The organism is Streptomyces sp. NBC_01549, assembly GCF_026339955.1.
Classification (GTDB): domain Bacteria; phylum Actinomycetota; class Actinomycetes; order Streptomycetales; family Streptomycetaceae; genus Streptomyces.
Genome location: NZ_JAPEPW010000001.1, coordinates 3,046,538 through 3,063,584, shown reverse-complemented (window position 1 = coordinate 3,063,584; position 17,047 = coordinate 3,046,538). Strand labels below are relative to the sequence as shown.

Genomic DNA, 17,047 nt, shown 5'->3' with positions numbered 1-17,047 from the left:
GTCTGGATACGCTGTGGTCATGGGAGATCTTGAGTTTCGACCGGCCGCCTCGGATGACGTCCCCGCCATCGTCGCGATGCTCGCCGATGATCCGCTCGGCGCTCAGCGGGAGTCACCCGACGACCTGACTCCCTACCTGACCGCGCTCGAGCGGTTGAGCGTCGACCCGAATCAGCACCTGATGGTCGCGGTGCGCGAGGGACGCGTCGTCGGCACCCTGCAGCTCACGGTCATTCCCGGACTGTCCCGCAAGGGTTCCACCCGCTCCCTCATCGAGGGCGTACGCATCCACTCCGACGAACGCGGCAGCGGCCTCGGCACCCTGTTCATCGAGTGGGCGATCGAGGAATCCCGGCGCCAGGGATGCCAGTTGGTCGAGCTGACCTCCGACGCCACCCGCACCGACGCCCACCGCTTCTACGAGCGGCTCGGCTTCACGGCCTCACACGTGGGCTTCAAGCTGGCGCTCTGAGCCACGCGTGTACGTCGGGGGTCTGTTTCACGTGAAACAGACCCCCGCTGCACGACAGCGGCTACTGAATCCCTCGCCAGCCCTCGGGATCCACTCCACCCGGCACGGGAGCGCCCTCGTCGTACGGCTGACGCGTGAAGACGAACGAGCCGAGGTCGAGGTGGCTCAGGGACCCGTCCGGGCGCCGCACGGCCCTTAGCGGCTCCCCCATGTAGTAGCCGTCGAGTCCTGTCCAGGTCCCGTCGCTGTTCGCCCGGAAGCGCGACCCGCGGCCACCGCCGGCCAGCGGGCCCAACTCGACCATGCCGTCGGCCCTCAGACGAAGCGCGCACGCCTGGGTACCCCAGTACCAAGGGCCGACCAGCTCCAGGACGGACTGGTCGGCCTCGGAGGACGGACGCCAGGGCTCGGGAATCCGTGGCTCAGCCTCGGCGACGATCCGTACGAGATCGGTGGCCACGGTCAGCGTCGGTGGACCGGAGGTGCAGTTGGACAGCACCACCGCCGCCACATCGTCCTCCACGCCGATCGCGAGGCCCGCGATAAAGCCGGGCAGGGAACCCGAGTGCCCCACCAGGATCCGGCCCGACCGGTACATCACCTGCAGTCCCAGCCCGTAAGAGTCTCCCGAAGCGAGCCGTTCGGCTTCCAAGGGGGCTGCGGGCGTACGCATCTCCCGCAGGGACTCCGCGCTGAGTACCGCCGCGTCCCCCTTGGCCAGGAAAACGGCGAAGCGCGCCAAGTCCCCGGTGGTGGACCACAATTGCCCGGCCGGAGCCATGCGGCCGAGCTCCTCGGCGGGCTCCGGCATCATGACGTCCGCCCAGGGATGCACGGCCCAGCCGCCGGCGTGGGGTGCCTGCGGCTGCCCGCTCGTACGGCGCAGACCCAGCGGTTCGAGCACCTCGCGTCGTAGGGCCTCTTCCCAGGGGACTCCCCGCAGTTCCTCGATCAGTGCGCCCAGCAGGGTGTAACCGGGGTTCGAGTAGTGGTACTGCCGCCCGGCCGGATGCAGGAAGGGCTGCTCGCCGAGCACATCGGAGAGCTCGGGACGCAGCGAACCGGGTGTGCGTTCCCACCAGAGGCCGGGCGTCTCGGCCGCCAGCCCGGCGGTGTGCGTGAGGAGTTGCGCGATGGTGGCCTCCCCCGCGCCGGAGCCCGGCAGATGCTTCTCGAGCGGGTCGCCCAGGTCGAGCAGTCCCTCGTCGCGCAGCCGCAGCACCAGCACGGCCGTGAAGGTCTTGGTGATCGAACCGATCCGGTACTGCACATTCTCGTCCGGTCCGTGTCCGTCCACCGAGGTGCGCGAACCGTGCCACACCGGCTCCCCGCCCCGGACGACCGCCGCGACCAGCGATGGCGTCCGCCCTTCGGCCTGAGCGGTGGCGATGCGGTGCAACAGGGCCCGGCGCGTGCCGGGAAGGAGCTTTTCCTGGGGTGTCGTCATGCCCACAGTCCACCCGGCCCGGCACCGCACGTCGAGTGCATTTCCCCAGAGACCGGGCGCATGTCGGCTGCCGGACGCCGAGCCGGGAACGGCCAGGTCGCCTCCGTCGAGCACGAGCTTGGCGCCGTAGGCGGTGCCGACGTCTAGTGAGGCGGATACTCCGCGGGCGGCGCCGACCAAGACGTCGCCGGCGAGGAGGGTGAGGCGGTCGCTCGCGGCCTCGTCGAGCTTGACCGAGCCCTGCGCGCCCTCGTAGGCGACGTCGCCTACGGGCAACTGGACGGATCCGCAGCTGCCGAGCCAAGTTCAGATCGCGAACAGACAGCCGTCTTGATAGTCACAGCCAGGGTGCCCGCGCCGGTCCCCGTCCGTCAGAAAGCGGCCGCTACAAGCGATGGATCAGGTCTGTGCCATGTCCACGAAGCGCGAGTAGTGGCCCTGGAAGGCCACCGTGATCGTGGCCGTCGGGCCGTTACGGTGCTTGCCGACGATGATGTCCGCCTCGCCCGCGCGCGGAGACTCCTTCTCGTAGGCGTCCTCGCGGTGCAGCAGGATCACCATGTCCGCGTCCTGCTCGATCGATCCGGATTCACGCAGGTCGGAGACCATGGGCTTCTTGTCCGTGCGTTGTTCGGGACCACGGTTGAGCTGCGACAGCGCGATCACCGGCAGCTCCAGCTCCTTGGCCAGCAGCTTCAGGTTTCGCGACATGTCGGAGACCTCCTGCTGTCGGCTCTCGGACCGCTTGCCGCCCGACTGCATCAGCTGGAGATAGTCGATGACGACGAGCTTCAGATCGGCACGCTGCTTGAGGCGCCGGCACTTGGCGCGGATCTCCATCATGGACAGGTTCGGGGAGTCGTCGATGTAGAGCGGCGCGGCCGAGACGTCCGGCATCCGGCGGGCGAGACGCGTCCAGTCCTCGTCGGTCATCGTGCCGGATCGCATGTGGTGCAGGGCCACGCGCGCTTCGGCGGACAGCAGGCGCATCGCGATCTCGTTGCGCCCCATTTCGAGCGAGAAGATCACGCTCGGCATGTTGTGCTTGATCGAACAGGCCCGTGCGAAGTCCAGTGCCAGCGTCGACTTACCCATGGCAGGTCGAGCCGCGATGATGATCATCTGGCCCGGGTGCAGACCGTTCGTGAGCGAGTCGAGGTCGGTGAAGCCGGTCGGCACGCCGGTCATCTCCCCCGACCGTGAACCGATCGCCTCGATCTCGTCGAGTGCGCCCTCCATGATGTCGCCGAGCGGCAGGTAGTCCTCGGTGGTGCGCTGCTCGGTGACCGCGTAGATCTCGGCCTGGGCGGTGTTGACGATCTCGTCGACGTCGCCGTCGGCCGCGTATCCCATCTGTGTGATGCGTGTGCCGGCCTCGACCAGGCGGCGAAGGACCGCGCGCTCATGGACGATCTCCGCGTAGTACTCGGCGTTCGCCGCCGTGGGAACCGTCTGAACGAGGGTGTGCAGATACGAGGCACCACCGACCTTGGTGATCTCACCCCGCTTGGTCAGCTCGGCGGCGACCGTGATCGGGTCGGCCGGCTCGCCCTTCGCGTACAGATCGAGGATCGCGGTGTAGATCGTCTCGTGCGCGGGCCGGTAGAAGTCGTGGCCCTTGATGACCTCGACGACGTCCGCGATGGCGTCCTTGGACAGGAGCATGCCACCGAGCACGGACTGCTCGGCGTCGAGGTCCTGGGGAGGTACCCGCTCGAAGGACGAACCTCCGCCCTCCCACGCCCCGTTTTCCCGGTCGCGGTCATGCTGCTCGTCGCGGCCCCGGCCACCCTCGCGGCCTCGGCGGGAAGCGGGCAGACGATCACTGGGACCGCTGTCGGCCCACGGGTCGTCCAAGGGCTCGGAAATACTCACCGAGCCACCTCCTCCCGTCCGCCGAGCGGACCTAACCGTGCCTCTCATTTCTACGGCACGGCACTGACAAATAAGAGGCCCAACTCCGGTTCTTCCGCGTCGGTTTTGCGGGGTTTCCGAGGGCAGAAAAGAGAGCGGGCGACGCACCACGTTAGGCCCGCGGGCACCGTCAGCCAATCTGGTTATCCACAGGCCATGTGGACGACGGCCCTGATGCTGTGGAGAACTCCACAAAACCTGTGCACGACCCGGTGGACAGGCCTGTGAACAAGCCCTCAACCACTCAACGGAAACCGCTCTGACCTGCTCGTTTACCATCCACTGGCTGTGCAGAAGAAAAACTTTCCCAGCGGGACCAAGATCGCTGCAAACAGTGCGTGACGACACGCCCGACGGCAGCTCGGGTAATGGTCACTATCACTTTGCATCTCTTACCTGTGGAAGATTAGATTGGTGCCCATGACACAGGCTCCCCCGACACCCGAGGCCGCCCGACGCCGGCACGACCGAGAGATCGTCGCGCTGGCCGTTCCGGCCTTCGGCGCACTCGTCGCAGAGCCCCTCTTCGTGATGGCCGACAGCGCCATCGTCGGACACCTCGGGACCGCGCAACTGGCCGGCCTCGGTGTCGCTTCCGCCCTTCTCACGACCGCCGTCAGCGTCTTCGTCTTCCTCGCCTACGCCACCACCGCGGCCGTCGCCCGTCGGGTCGGCGCCGGTGATCTACGGGCGGCGATACGGCAGGGCATGGACGGCATCTGGCTCGCGCTGCTGCTCGGCGCAGCCGTCATAGCCGCCGTCCTGCCCGCGGCGCCCGCCCTGGTGGAGCTTTTCGGCGCCTCGCACACCGCGGCCCCGTACGCGACGACCTATCTGCGTATCTCCTCGCTCGGCATCCCCGCGATGCTCATCGTGCTCGCGTCCACCGGAGTCCTGCGCGGACTGCAGGACACGAAGACCCCCCTGTATGTCGCCGTCGGAGGCTTCGTCGCCAACGCCGCGCTCAACGCGGGCCTTGTGTACGGCGCCGGACTGGGTATTGCCGGCTCCGCCTGGGGCACCGTCATCGCCCAGTTCGGTATGGCCGCGGTGTATCTCTTCGTCGTCGTCCGCGGAGCCCGGAAGCACGGGGCCTCGCTACGACCGGACGCCGCCGGGATACGAGCCTGCGCTCAGGCTGGTGCGCCCCTGCTCGTGCGTACGCTGTCGCTGAGGGCGATCCTCATGATCGCCACGGCAGTGGCCGCACGACTCGGGGACGCCGACATGGCCGCACACCAGATCATCCTGTCGCTGTGGAGTCTGCTCGCCTTCGCGCTCGACGCGATCGCCATCGCCGGACAGGCCATCATCGGGCGCTATCTCGGCGCGAACGACGCTCAGGGTGCTCGCGAGGCCTGCCGCCGCATGATCCAGTGGGGCATCGCTTCCGGATTCATCCTCGGCCTGGTGGTACTCGCCGCCCGCCCGATCTTCCTTCCCCTGTTCACCAGCGACTCGGCCGTCCAGAACACGGCGCTTCCCGCCCTGGTTCTGGTGGCCGTCTCACAACCGATCAGCGGAGTCGTCTTCGTCCTGGACGGAGTCCTGATGGGCGCGGGAGACGGTCCCTACCTGGCGTGGGCCATGCTGCTCACCCTGGCGGTCTTCACTCCCGTGGCGCTGCTGGTCCCCACCCTCGGGGGCGGGCTCACCGCACTCTGGGGAGCGATGACGCTGATGATGGCAGTGAGGATGCTGACCCTGTGGCTACGCTCCCGCTCGGGACGCTGGATCGTCACGGGCGCAACACGCTGAACCAACACTCCGGCCGTTTCACGTGAAACCCCCTGTTTCACGTGAAACGAAAAGCCGCTCACTCCCTACCGAACGAAGAAGGGCCGCACCCCAACGGGTACGGCCCTTCTCTCAGCTATGCCGAGCGCAGCGGTCAGGCCGCGACGACCTCGATGTTGACCTTGGCGGCAACCTCGGGGTGTAGACGCACGGACGTCTCGTGGGCGCCCAGGGTCTTGATCGGCGAGCCCAGCTCGATGCGGCGCTTGTCGACCTCGGGGCCACCGGAAGCCTTGATCGCCGAAGCGATGTCGGCCGGGGTGACGGAACCGAAGAGACGACCGGCGTCGCCGGAGCGAACGGCCAGACGGACCTTCACGCCCTCGAGGCGAGCCTTGATCTCGTTGGCCTGCTCGATGGTCGCGATCTCGTGGATCTTGCGAGCACGACGGATCTGCTCGACGTCCTTCTCGCCACCCTTGGTCCAGCGGATCGCAAAGTTCCGCGGGATCAGGTAGTTGCGAGCGTAACCGTCCTTGACGTCGACGACGTCGCCCGCGGCACCGAGGCCGGAGACCTCGTGGGTGAGGATGATCTTCATTAGTCGGTCACCCTTCCCTTATCGCGCGGTGGAGGTGTAGGGCAGCAGCGCCATCTCACGGCTGTTCTTCACGGCCGTGGCGACGTCACGCTGGTGCTGCGTGCAGTTGCCGGTCACGCGGCGGGCACGGATCTTGCCGCGGTCGGAAATGAACTTCCGCAGCATGTTCGTGTCCTTGTAGTCCACGTACGTGACCTTGTCCTTGCAGAAAGCGCAGACCTTCTTCTTCGGCTTGCGCACAGGCGGCTTCGCCATGGTGTATCTCCTGTGTGATCAAGAAGTGGGAGTACGACCCACCTTCGGCCCGGGGGCCTAGAAGGGGGGCTCGTCCGAGTAGCCGCCGCCAGAGCCGCCGGAGCCGCCGGAGTTTCCACCCCAGCCGCCACCGCCGCCGCCCTGGTTGCCACCGGCAGGAGCGCTGGTCGCCCAGGGGTCCTCCGCGGGAGCTCCGCCGCCGCCCTGCTGGCCGCCGCCGGAGCCTCCGCCCCAGCCGCCGCCCTGCTGGCCGCCGCCACCGCCGCCGTAACCGCCCTGGCCGCCTCGACCGGTGGTCTTGGTGACCTTGGCCGTGGCGTTCTTCAGGCTGGCGCCGACTTCCTCGACGTCCAGCTCGTAGACCGTGCGCTTGACGCCCTCACGGTCCTCGTAGGACCGCTGCTTCAGCCGGCCCTGCACGATGACGCGCATGCCTCGCTGGAGCGACTCGGCGACGTTCTCCGCCGCCTGACGCCAGACCGAGCAGGTCAGGAACAGGCTCTCGCCGTCCTTCCACTCATTGGTCTGACGGTCGAAGGTGCGGGGGGTGGACGCGACACGGAACTTCGCGACCGCCGCACCGGAAGGGGTGAAGCGCAGCTCGGGGTCGTCGACAAGATTGCCGACGACCGTGATGACGGTCTCGCCTGCCATGGGGGAACCTCTCGGCGGGTTTGCTGCTGGCTGCTAGTGCTGCTACTCGATGCCCGAGATCAGCTGAGCTGCAGAGCTCAGTGGGTCTCGGGACGGAGGACCTTGGTCCGGAGGACCGACTCGTTCAGGTTCATCTGGCGGTCGAGCTCCTTGACGACCGCAGGCTCGGCCTGCAGGTCGATGACCGAGTAGATGCCCTCGGGCTTCTTCTTGATCTCGTACGCGAGACGACGACGGCCCCAGGTGTCGACCTTCTCGACCTTTCCGTTGCCCTCACGGACGACGGAGAGGAAGTTCTCGATCAGCGGGGAGACAGCTCGCTCCTCGAGATCGGGGTCGAGGATGACCATCACCTCGTAGTGACGCATGTGAAACCCACCTCCTTTGGACTCAACGGCCACGGCGGTTCCGTGGCAGGAGGGTTGTGATGCGTTCGCAACGGTATCCGCCGCCACTGACAAGGGGGCTCCGTTCGATGTACCGAGTGATCGGTGAACCGAAGGGGAATACCTGTCGTGACCTGGCCTAGGCCTGGGCAGACACCGGTGCAGAGGGTACAGAGTACCTGCACACCCGCTTCCGGTTGAAATCCGGCCGGGGTCACCGTCAATCTGTACACATCGGGTGTGTATGGCGCTACGATGCGCCGCCTTCCGCAGGAGGTGCCCTATGGCACAGACGCGACCCACCGTTGCCGGCTCTCTGTTCGCGACGGACGACAAACCCCACCCCCTCCAAGACACGCTGCTCGCGGTGACTCTGGTGCTCGGAGTCACGGCCCTCGTCACCGCGGCCTTCAACAGCCTGCATCTGGTCAGCTCGTGGGCAGGCCTGATCGGGATCGTCACCGGCGCCTCCGGGCAGTTCATCTCGGAGACGACCCGGGAGCGCTTCGGACTGGTCCTGGGTCTCGGTGCCTCGGCCGTCGGCTTCTTCCTCGGCATGGCGCACGGCGGCCTCTTCGGCGGAATCATCGGCTGAGACAGCCGAGCCCGTTCCGCGGGCCGGGCAGCCGGACACCATCCGGCCCGGGCGGCAGGAGACATCACTTCCTGCCGTCGCAGCCGGACACATCACCTCAGAACGTCCCGACCACGCTCCGGTCGGGACGTGGGTTCCGTACGGCCAGTCGGGGCGCTCCCAGGGCGCAGTAGGCTTCGGCGCGAGAGCCGGAGCCCCTGTACCCATGGGGACACACCAGCCCGAGGAGCGCCCCGAATGAGCCTGACCCTGAGGACCATCAGCCGAGAGCAGCATCTGGCCTACATCCAGAGCCTGCCCGCGGCGAGCCACATGCAGGTCCCGGCATGGGCTGATGTCAAGGCGGAGTGGCGCTCCGAGAGCCTCGGCTGGTTCGACGCGCGGACCGGCGAGATGGTGGGCGCCGGGCTGGTGCTGTACCGCCAGCTGCCCAAGATCAAGCGCTATCTGGCGTACCTCCCCGAGGGCCCGGTCATCAACTGGTACGCGCCCAACCTCGACGAGTGGCTGCAGCCGATGCTCGCGCACCTCAAGCAGCAGGGCGCCTTCTCCGTGAAGATGGGCCCGCCGGTGATCATCCGGCGCTGGGAGGCCACGTCCATCAAGGGCGGCATCCAGAACCCGGACGTGAAGCGCCTGCGTGACATCGAGGCGGACTTCATCGAGCCGCGCGCCTTCGAGGTCGCCGACAAGCTGCGCCGCATGGGCTGGCAGCAGGGTGAGGACGGAGGGGCCGGCTTCGGCGACGTACAGCCCCGCTACGTCTTCCAGGTGCCGCTGGCCAACCGCTCCCTGGAAGAGGTCCACAAGAACTTCAACCAGCTGTGGCGGCGCAACATCAAGAAGGCCGAGAAGGAGGGCGTCGAGGTCGTCCAGGGCGGCTACCACGATCTCGAGGAGTGGCAGCGGCTGTACGAGATCACGGCGATCCGCGACCACTTCCGGCCGCGCCCGCTGTCGTACTTCCAGCGCATGTGGTCGGCCCTCAACACCGAGGACCCCAACCGGATGCGGCTCTACTTCGCCCGGCGCGGCGGCGTGAACCTGTCCGCGGCGACGATGCTGGTCGTCGGCGGGCACGTCTGGTACTCGTACGGCGCATCGGACAACATCGGGCGTGAGTTCCGGCCCTCGAACGCGATGCAGTGGCGGATGCTGCGCGACTCGTACGCGCTGGGTGCGACCGTCTACGACCTGCGCGGCATCTCCGACTCGCTGGACGAGACGGACCACCTCTTCGGTCTGATCCAGTTCAAGGTGGGCACGGGAGGCCAGGCCGCCGAGTACCTCGGCGAGTGGGACTTCCCGCTCAACAAGCTGCTGCACAAGGCGCTCGACATCTACATGTCGCGCCGCTGAGCCAGCCCGGAGCGCATGCCGAGCCGCCCATCCGGCCTGGCGTCGCCCCGTCGGTCCGGCGGATCCGCCACAATTTCCCTACCTCTGATTCACCGCAGCCACGAGAAAGGTTCCGGGACCGGCCATGGCGCTCACGCTCTACGTCGACACCGCGCGCTGGCGGGCACACCACAAGCAGGTGTCCGAGCAGTTTCCGGGGCTCGTCCCCGTCTGCAAGGGCAACGGCTACGGCTTCGGCCACGAGCGGCTCGCCGACGAGGCCACCCGCCTCGGCTCGGACATCCTGGCCGTCGGCACCACGTATGAAGCCGCCCGGATCAAGGACTGGTTCGGCGGCGATCTACTGGTCCTGACGCCGTTCAGGCGGGGCGAGGAGCCCGTACCGCTGCCCGACCGTGTCATCCGCTCGGTGTCGTCCATCGACGGCGTGTACGGCCTCGTGGGCGCCCGTGTCGTCATCGAAGTGATGTCCTCGATGAAGCGGCACGGTGTCAGCGAGCAGGATCTGCCGCATCTGCACCAAGCCATCGAGAACGTCCGGCTGGAGGGCTTCGCCATCCACCTGCCGCTGGACCGCACCGACGGCTCGGACGCCGTCGAGGAGGTCATCGGCTGGATGGACCGTCTGCGCGCGGCCCGTCTGCCGTTGCACACGATGTTCGTCAGCCACCTCAAGGCCCAGGAACTCGCGCGGCTGCAGCAGCAGTTCCCGCAGACCCGCTTCCGTGCCCGCATCGGCACCCGGCTGTGGCTGGGGGACCACGACGCGACCGAGTACCGCGGAGCCGTCCTGGACGTGACCCGCGTGTCCAAGGGGGACCGCTTCGGCTACCGCCAGCAGAAGACGGCCTCCGACGGCTGGCTGGTCGTCGTGGCGGGCGGTACGTCGCACGGAGTGGGCCTGGAAGCCCCGAAGGCGCTGCACGGCGTCATGCCGCGCGCCAAGGGCGTCGCCCGGGCCGGCCTGGCGACGGTCAACCGGAACCTTTCTCCGTTCGTCTGGGCGGGCAAGCAGCGCTGGTTCGCCGAGCCGCCGCACATGCAGGTGTCGATCCTCTTCGTGCCGTCGGACGCCACGGAGCCGAAGGTCGGCGACGAACTGGTGGCCCATCTGCGGCACACCACCACCCAGTTCGACCGCATCGTGGAGCGCTGATCCCGGAACACGATCACTGCCCCTTGGAGCACAGCCGAAAGGCCGTACACAGATACCGTGTACGGCCTTTCGCGTTGCCTCTCGGAGACAGGTCCGAGCCCTGTTCGCTCAGAGCGAACTGTCTTCCGGGGCCGGTCCCCCGCCGTTTCCCCATTCCACCTGAGGCCCGTCGAAGTGCGCCGCGTGCCGTGGTGGATGGGCCGCCGCGCCGAGTACGAAGACGTCCTCGGCGCCGTCCAGGACGCCTCCCGAGGGATCGTCCTCGCCCGCCCTGCGCACGACGTCCTGCTCCGGCATGAGGATGTCGCGTACGACCACGGCGCACAGGTACAGCGTGCCCAGGAGGTGGGCGGCGATCGCGAACTGGTACCCGTGGGAGGAGAGGCCCTTGTGGGCGTCCCCGCTGGTCGTGTACGCGAGGTACAACCAGATCCCCAGGAAGTACGCGACCTCGCACGCCTGCCAGATCAGGAAGTCCCGCCACTTCGGCCGGGCCAGCGCGGCCAGGGGGATCAGCCACAGCACGTACTGGGGCGAGTAGACCTTGTTGGTGAGGATGAACGCCGCGACGATCAGGAAGGCCAGCTGGGCGAAGCGGGGGCGGCGCGGGGCGGTGAGCGCGAGCGTGGCCATGGCCACGCAGACGAGCACCATCATGACCAGCGCCCACGCGTTCGCCGTCTGATAGCTGATCGGGATCTTCCACCACGTGGAGACGAACAGGAAGACCGAACCGAAGTCGATCCCCCTGGTCTGGCTGAAGCTGTAGAACTTCGCCCAGCCTTCCGGCGCGAGGTACATCACCGGAAGGTTCACCACGAGCCAGGCTCCGACCGCGCCCATGAGCGCGTTCCCGAACTCCCGCCACTTGCCCGCCCGCCAGCACAGCACGAGCAGCGGTCCCATGAGCAGGAACGGGTAGAACTTGGCAGCCGTGGCGAGCCCGAGCAGGATGCCGAAGGCGAGGGAGCGACCTCGCGACCACATGAGCATCGCGGCGGCCAGCAGGGCCACCGCGAGGAGGTCCCAGTTGATGGTGGCCGTGAGCGCGAAAGCGGGCGCGAAGGCGACCAGGAGGCCGTCCCAGGGGCGCCGGCGGTGGGTGCGCGCGGTGCATACGGCGATGACCGCCGCGCACACCATGAGCATCCCGGCGTTGACCATCCAATAGATCTGCTCCTGGTGCTGGATGCTGCCGCCGCCCGGGGTGAGCCAGGCCGCGACCTCCATGAACAGACCGGTCAGGACCGGGTACTCGAGGTAGTCCATGTCGCCGGGGAGCTTGTCGAAGTACGGCACGAGCCCGTCGGCGAAACCGCGTCCCTGGTAGAGGTGCGGGATGTCCGAGTAGCACGCGTGCGTGTACTGCGTGCTGGCCCCGAAGAACCAGCCGCTGTCGTAGCAGGGCAGTTTCTGCACCATGCCGAGGGCGAACATGCCGATCGCGACGAGCGCGATCACCCGTACCGGGGTCCACCAGGACGCCCCCAGCAGCGCTCTCCGTCCGATGGGGCCGCCGATCAGCTCACTTCCGGCCGCGGCGACCTCGTCCTCTTTGGTCGGCCGCACCGGCTCCGGCTCGCGCACGCTCGTTCGCGTCGTCTCTGCACTGGGCATGGCGCACATCCTGCCGTACGCGTCTGAGAACGGGTGCCGGGGCGAGGTGTGAATTGGGGGCTCGTGCGCCGACAACTCGGCTGTCACGGCCTCGTGGGAGGCCTGGAAGGGCTACGGGGGGCCGCACAGCTTCGGCACACGTGCTGAGCCCTGCGGGGGCCACTGGCCGTGTCAGGGCTCTCGTCGTCGAGCACGGGGCAAGCCGCGCTCCCGCTGACGGCAGTGCGGTCGCTCCGGCGTTGCAGGGCGGACTCAAAAACCGGACGGACAACGTCCGCATCCGCGCTCGCGCAGGCCCCGCCCTCGGTGAGGCCATGGTGCGGCGGGGCGACACTAATCGCGGCAGTACCGCAACATATTGGCCAGCAATTCGCCGAGGCACACCTCAAAGGCGCTCACCAGCGGGGCGAACCTCCATACCGTAGCTCTTCTCTTTCCGCAGAGCGACACTCAATGATCTGACTCTGGTCGAGCACCAGGACGGCAGAGTCGTCTTCAGAGTCGTCTTCGACCAGGAATCCGGGGTAAAGCCGTTCCAACGTGCGACAGGAATCCCGGCCTGCAGGGCGATGAATGCGGCGAGCTGGAGGAAGAGCAGCGCTTGCCGGAATTACTGAGCCGGCGCCGGCGGCTCAGTTCACCGTCAGCTGGTGTAGACCCATTCCGTGCAGTAGTTCAATTGATCATCTCCCTCGTACCTGGCAACCTGAACTGCGGCGTTGCCTATTTGTGCGCCTCCCGTGACGCTCGTGTCCCACTCCTTGTAAGTTCCATATCCGTCGTAGTCGGCATGCCACGGGAAATATGTCGTGCCGCCTGCCATGTAGCTCACGATGAGTCTGATTCTTACGTGGCGTCCATCGGACAGCTCGTCATAAACCTTGAGGACGACGTCCGGCATGTTCTTGCCGCCGGCGTTCCATCCATTGATGGCGACAGATCCGCTGGCGCCGGTGGTGAAACAGGATGCATAGTGATCGGCAGCCTGCGCTGGGACGGTGGCCATGCCCAGAAAGAATAGTGAACTGGTAGCGAGCAGACCGAACTTCATCTTCTTCTTCATCGTCGCCTTCCGCGGAGTGCGTCATGAATCACAGAGAACGCTGCTTTGACGCAAATCGTAGATTGTCATGAACGGCATACGCAAGATCAATAATCTGCACAAGCACTCCATAGCGGGCGCACAATCCGGCCAGATTGACTGGAAAGAAATCCCAGGCTGCGGCCTTTGCCGCGTCGGCGATCGCCGAGTCCACTGCACTGTGGCGCCGATTCGTCCAGCACAGCCCGATACGGTCGGCGCCACGTGCCGTCTCGGTGCAAGCAAGTAAACCGGCGATGCGCCGTCGCAGGGACGGGCCGAGCGTCGGCAGCATCTGCCGGACCGTAAGGCGGAACGACGCAGTTACGCCAGGGTTCCTCTTTCCATCGGAATCCGCTGGAATACGGTGAGTCGAATTGAGAGAATGCTCTCGGCACAAACCCCGCGATCGGAACACCGATTACGGGTGGTCAATTCGGACGGAGCAATTGTGAAGAAGATGGTCACGAGAGGTGCAGCGGTATCAGTGGCGGCACTGGCCCTCACCCTGATCCCTCTCGCAGGCACCTCCTACGCGGCGAGTTGTTCCGGCGCGGGGTGTGACAACAAGGGGCCCGTGGCAACCGGCTGCGACTCGGAGGGCGTCACCACACCTCGCGAAATAGACAACAACGGTCGAGTGGCCCAGCTCAGATGGTCCGCAGGCTGCAGCGCCGCCTGGGTACGAGTGGTCCAGCAGTCCAGCAACCCCATCTACAACGCGACCGGATACATCGAGAAGTACAACTCGTCCGGAACGCTCCTCAAGTCCCTCTCGGTGTCGTTCCCCAGCTCGGGCAGTGACTGGTCCAACATGCTGGGCGGCGCTTCGTACTACTACCGCGTCTGTGTCAGTTTCCAGGGGGACGAGTACCCCCTGAAGTGCAGCAGCAAATTCTGACCCGTACGCACAGAGCATTCTGACCCGTACGCACAGAGCAGGGGCCGTCAGCCACAGCTGACGGCCCCTGATTTTCGGGCTGTGCGTCTATCTCTCAGCCATTCTGCCCACCGAAGATGGTGCCGCCGTTGCTATTACCTCTGGTGTTCCCACTGGTACTGGTCACCGTCGGTGTGGGTGAGGTGGTTCCGGTCGGATCGCCGGTGCTCCCCGCGTTCGTCCCACCGTTGTTCCCACAGTTCCAGCTGAATTTGCCGCAGGTATCGGTCGGCGAGGGCGTGGGAGAGCTGCTGTTGGAGGGGCTGGGCGAGTCGCTCGGCGTCGGGCTCGCCGACGCCGACGGCGAGGCCGACGGAGTCGGGCTCGGGCTCGGGCTGGGGTTGAGGATCTCACCGACCTTCCCGGCCTTCGGGAAGGGCTCGTGCTTGGAGTTCTCCAGGGCCACGGCCATGTAGTCCCTCCAGACCTGGGCCGGGATGTCACCACCGTGGACGGACGCCACACCGCCGGTGCCGTTCATCGACTCCAGCTTGCTCGTCTTCGGGTCCGACCTGAACAGGGTGACGGCCGTGGACAGCTCCCTGGTGTAGCCGACGAACCACGCCGACTTGTTCTTGTCGGTCGTACCCGTCTTGCCGGCCACCGGGAAGCCCATGTTGGCGACCTTCGTGCCGGTTCCGTTCTGAACCACGTTCTGCAGGACGTCGGTGACGTTGTTGGCCACGTCCTCGGACATCGCGTCCTGCTTGGCGGGCGGTGTGAACTGCGAGAGCGGCTTGCCGTCCTTGAGCACCTTGGAGACCGAGTACGGCTCGAAGTGCTGGCCCGACGCGGCGAAGGTGCCGTACGCGTCCGCCATGCGGATCGCGCTGGGGGTGGAGGTACCGAGCGAGAAGGAAGCGTTGCGGTAGTTCCCCTTGTCGAAGCTGTCCTCCAGGATGCCCACGGACTTCGCGACCTTGCGCGTGTTGTCGAGCCCCGTGTCGATACCGAGCTGCACAAATGGCGTGTTGATCGACTGCTCCATGGCCTTCTTGAGGGTCACCATCCCCCAGGCCTTGGTGCCCTCGTTCTTCTGCCGGAACGGCTGGTTGCCATCCATGATCGGCTTGCCGTTCTGGCCCTTGATCACCAGGAGGTCGTTACCGTTGTAGCGCGTCATCGGCGAGATGGGCTGCCAGTCGCTCTTGACAGTCCCGTACTCCATCGCGGAAGCCAGTACGAAGGGCTTCCAGGTCGATCCGACCGGCACACCCGTCGTATTGGCGTTGTTGGAGTAGTGGCCCTTGTCGAAACCGTCACCCCCGTAGAGCGCCACGATCGCGCCGGTCTTCGGGTCGACCGACGCCGCGCCGAACTGCACGTCCTTGTCGGTCTTGGGCCGCGCCTTGGTGTCGAGGAAGCTCTTCTTCGTCGCCTTGACGGCCTTCTCCAGCTCGGTGACCTTCGTCCTGTCGAAGGTCGTGTAGATCCGGTAGCCGCCCTTCTCCAACTGCTCCGGCGTGATGTGGGCCTTCTTCGCGACGTACTCCTTGGCGATGTCGACGAGGTAGCCGGTCTGGCCGGACAGGGTCGAGGCCACCGTCTTGAGCTTGGGGAATGTGGTGATCTTGTCCCGATCGGCCTGGGTCATGTTCCCGACCGTGACCTCACGGTCCAGGATCCACTTCCACCGGTCCTTGACCCGCTTGGTGTTGGAGTCGCGATCGGCCAGCGCCCCGACACCCCCGTCGGGGTTGAACAGGTTCGGGCCCTTGAGGACGGACGCGAGGAAGACGCACTGCTCGGTGTCGAGCTTGCTGGCGTTCACACCGAAGTAGGCCTGGGCCGCCGCCTGGATCCCGTAGGCGTTGCGCCCGTAGAACGCGGTGTTCAGGTAGCCCGCGAGGATCTGGTCCTTGCTCAGCTTCGAGTTCACCTTGATGGAGATGAACAGCTCTTTGAACTTGCGGGAGACCGTCTGGTCCTGGCTCAGGTACGTGTTCTTCACGTACTGCTGAGTGATGGTCGAGCCACCCTGCGTCTCGCCGCCCCGAGCCATGTTGACGAAGGCGCGCGCGATGCCCTTCGGATCGACGCCGCGGTCCTTGTAGAAGGTCGCGTTCTCGGCGGAGACCACCGCGTTCTTCATGTCCTTCGGGATCTCCTCCGGCCCCACGATCTGCCGGTTCGTCTGGCCGCCGGTGGCTGCCATCTGCGTCCCGTCGGACCAGTAGAAGACGTTGTTCTGAGCCAGGGCGGTGTCGTTCGGGTTCGGGACGCCCACCATGGCGTACCCGATGCCTGCCGCGACCAGCAGCCCCCCGCAGAAGGCGAGGAACGTACCCGTCACCAGCTTCCAGGAGGGCATCCACCGCCCAGCCCCCGACTTACCCGCACGCGGGTAGTCGATGAAACGCTTCTTTACAGGGCCGGAGGGCCTCCCGCGTCCGGGCCCGTCAGGACCCCCGGGGCCGCCGCGGCGGCCGCCGGGCCCCGTGGCGTCGGCACCTCTGCGCCGACCGCCTCCACTGCTGCTTTTCTGGGCTGCGCGCCGGGCCTCGGCGCGGCCGCTGTACGGGCGCTCCTCTTCACCCCCCGACTCATAGGAGTCGGAAGGGGACCCGGTGGCGCCTCGCGGTGCCGCACGGCGGCCGGAGGACGGGCCGGTCTGGCCGCGCCGGGCCGCGGCACGTCCGCCGCCCTCTGGCTGCGACGGTTTGCGACGGTGCTCGCTCATCGAACGATTACTCCTCGGGCAGGCGCACCCCTGGCACGCCTGGAAACGGCAGCTGGTTTCCGGTCCCCCCGAAGTACGGATGCGGTCGTTCGCACATTCACCCGTACTGCACCAGGGACGAGGACGTCCTCAGGCGTCACTCGGTTCCCGGTC

Annotated in this window: 16 protein-coding genes; 6 read left to right on the top strand and 10 right to left on the bottom strand. The window is 66.8% G+C overall.

Going from position 1 to position 17,047, the window contains the following annotated elements; all coding sequences use genetic code 11:
• Positions 1-19 precede the first annotated feature (19 nt).
• Positions 20-472, top strand: coding sequence for a GNAT family N-acetyltransferase (locus OG819_RS13465; RefSeq protein WP_266626379.1), 453 nt, complete (start codon positions 20-22; stop codon positions 470-472).
• A 61-nt stretch (positions 473-533) separates the two neighbouring features.
• Here OG819_RS13465 and OG819_RS13460 read toward each other — a convergent pair whose 3' ends face one another.
• Positions 534-1,919: a serine hydrolase gene (locus tag OG819_RS13460; protein ID WP_266634498.1), complete on the bottom strand. Its 1,386-nt coding sequence runs from the start codon at positions 1,917-1,919 to the stop codon at positions 534-536.
• A gap of 399 nt (positions 1,920-2,318) precedes the next feature.
• Positions 2,319-3,794 carry a replicative DNA helicase gene (gene dnaB / locus OG819_RS13455; RefSeq protein ID WP_266583838.1) on the bottom strand — a complete coding sequence of 492 codons (1,476 nt, stop codon included), beginning with the start codon at positions 3,792-3,794 and terminating at the stop codon, positions 2,319-2,321.
• 459 nt (positions 3,795-4,253) lie between these two features.
• On the opposite strand from dnaB, the gene OG819_RS13450 reads away from it, so the two are divergent.
• The gene (locus OG819_RS13450; protein WP_266626381.1) at positions 4,254-5,591 is read left to right on the top strand and encodes an MATE family efflux transporter; all 1,338 of its coding nucleotides are present in this window, start codon (positions 4,254-4,256) and stop codon (positions 5,589-5,591) included.
• Positions 5,592-5,724: 133 nt separating this feature from the next.
• Here the strand turns inward: OG819_RS13450 and rplI are convergent, their stop codons facing one another.
• The 4 genes from rplI to rpsF form a co-directional block, all read right to left on the bottom strand.
• Positions 5,725-6,171, bottom strand: a complete 447-nt coding sequence (gene rplI, locus OG819_RS13445) for a 50S ribosomal protein L9 (protein WP_054236454.1) — start codon at positions 6,169-6,171, stop codon at positions 5,725-5,727.
• Positions 6,172-6,189: 18 nt separating this feature from the next.
• Positions 6,190-6,426 carry a 30S ribosomal protein S18 gene (gene rpsR, locus OG819_RS13440; protein WP_003949403.1) on the bottom strand — a complete coding sequence of 79 codons (237 nt, stop codon included), beginning with the start codon at positions 6,424-6,426 and terminating at the stop codon, positions 6,190-6,192.
• A 57-nt stretch (positions 6,427-6,483) separates the two neighbouring features.
• Entirely contained in the window at positions 6,484-7,080 is a 597-nt protein-coding gene (locus tag OG819_RS13435) for a single-stranded DNA-binding protein (RefSeq protein ID WP_266432688.1), read from the bottom strand.
• Between the two features lie 77 nt (positions 7,081-7,157).
• Positions 7,158-7,448, bottom strand: a complete 291-nt coding sequence (rpsF, locus tag OG819_RS13430) for a 30S ribosomal protein S6 (protein WP_004950685.1) — start codon at positions 7,446-7,448, stop codon at positions 7,158-7,160.
• A 301-nt stretch (positions 7,449-7,749) separates the two neighbouring features.
• Between rpsF and OG819_RS13425 the strand changes: the two genes are divergently transcribed.
• The 3 genes from OG819_RS13425 to OG819_RS13415 all read left to right on the top strand — a co-directional run bounded on the left by OG819_RS13425 (position 7,750) and on the right by OG819_RS13415 (position 10,576).
• Positions 7,750-8,061 (top strand): hypothetical protein, encoded by a 312-nt coding sequence (locus tag OG819_RS13425; RefSeq protein WP_266626384.1) that lies wholly within the window; start codon positions 7,750-7,752, stop codon positions 8,059-8,061.
• A 237-nt stretch (positions 8,062-8,298) separates the two neighbouring features.
• Positions 8,299-9,420 carry a peptidoglycan bridge formation glycyltransferase FemX gene (gene femX, locus OG819_RS13420; protein ID WP_266626386.1) on the top strand — a complete coding sequence of 374 codons (1,122 nt, stop codon included), beginning with the start codon at positions 8,299-8,301 and terminating at the stop codon, positions 9,418-9,420.
• A gap of 124 nt (positions 9,421-9,544) precedes the next feature.
• On the top strand, positions 9,545-10,576 hold the full coding sequence (locus OG819_RS13415) for an alanine racemase (protein WP_266432682.1): 1,032 nt from the start codon (positions 9,545-9,547) through the stop codon (positions 10,574-10,576).
• A 108-nt stretch (positions 10,577-10,684) separates the two neighbouring features.
• Here the strand turns inward: OG819_RS13415 and OG819_RS13410 are convergent, their stop codons facing one another.
• From OG819_RS13410 to OG819_RS13400, 3 genes are all read right to left on the bottom strand, one after another.
• Entirely contained in the window at positions 10,685-12,193 is a 1,509-nt protein-coding gene (locus tag OG819_RS13410) for a glycosyltransferase 87 family protein (RefSeq protein WP_266649545.1), read from the bottom strand.
• A 643-nt stretch (positions 12,194-12,836) separates the two neighbouring features.
• Complete coding sequence (locus OG819_RS13405; protein ID WP_266626405.1) at positions 12,837-13,256, bottom strand: hypothetical protein; 420 nt, start codon at positions 13,254-13,256, stop codon at positions 12,837-12,839.
• Positions 13,257-13,284: 28 nt separating this feature from the next.
• Positions 13,285-13,569: a hypothetical protein gene (locus tag OG819_RS13400; RefSeq protein ID WP_266626407.1), complete on the bottom strand. Its 285-nt coding sequence runs from the start codon at positions 13,567-13,569 to the stop codon at positions 13,285-13,287.
• 90 nt (positions 13,570-13,659) lie between these two features.
• On the opposite strand from OG819_RS13400, the gene OG819_RS13395 reads away from it, so the two are divergent.
• Positions 13,660-14,175, top strand: a complete 516-nt coding sequence (locus OG819_RS13395; protein ID WP_323139341.1) for a DUF2690 domain-containing protein — start codon at positions 13,660-13,662, stop codon at positions 14,173-14,175.
• Positions 14,176-14,269: 94 nt separating this feature from the next.
• On the opposite strand, the gene OG819_RS13390 is transcribed toward OG819_RS13395, so the two are convergent.
• Positions 14,270-16,894: a transglycosylase domain-containing protein gene (locus OG819_RS13390; protein ID WP_266649543.1), complete on the bottom strand. Its 2,625-nt coding sequence runs from the start codon at positions 16,892-16,894 to the stop codon at positions 14,270-14,272.
• Positions 16,895-17,047 lie beyond the last annotated feature (153 nt).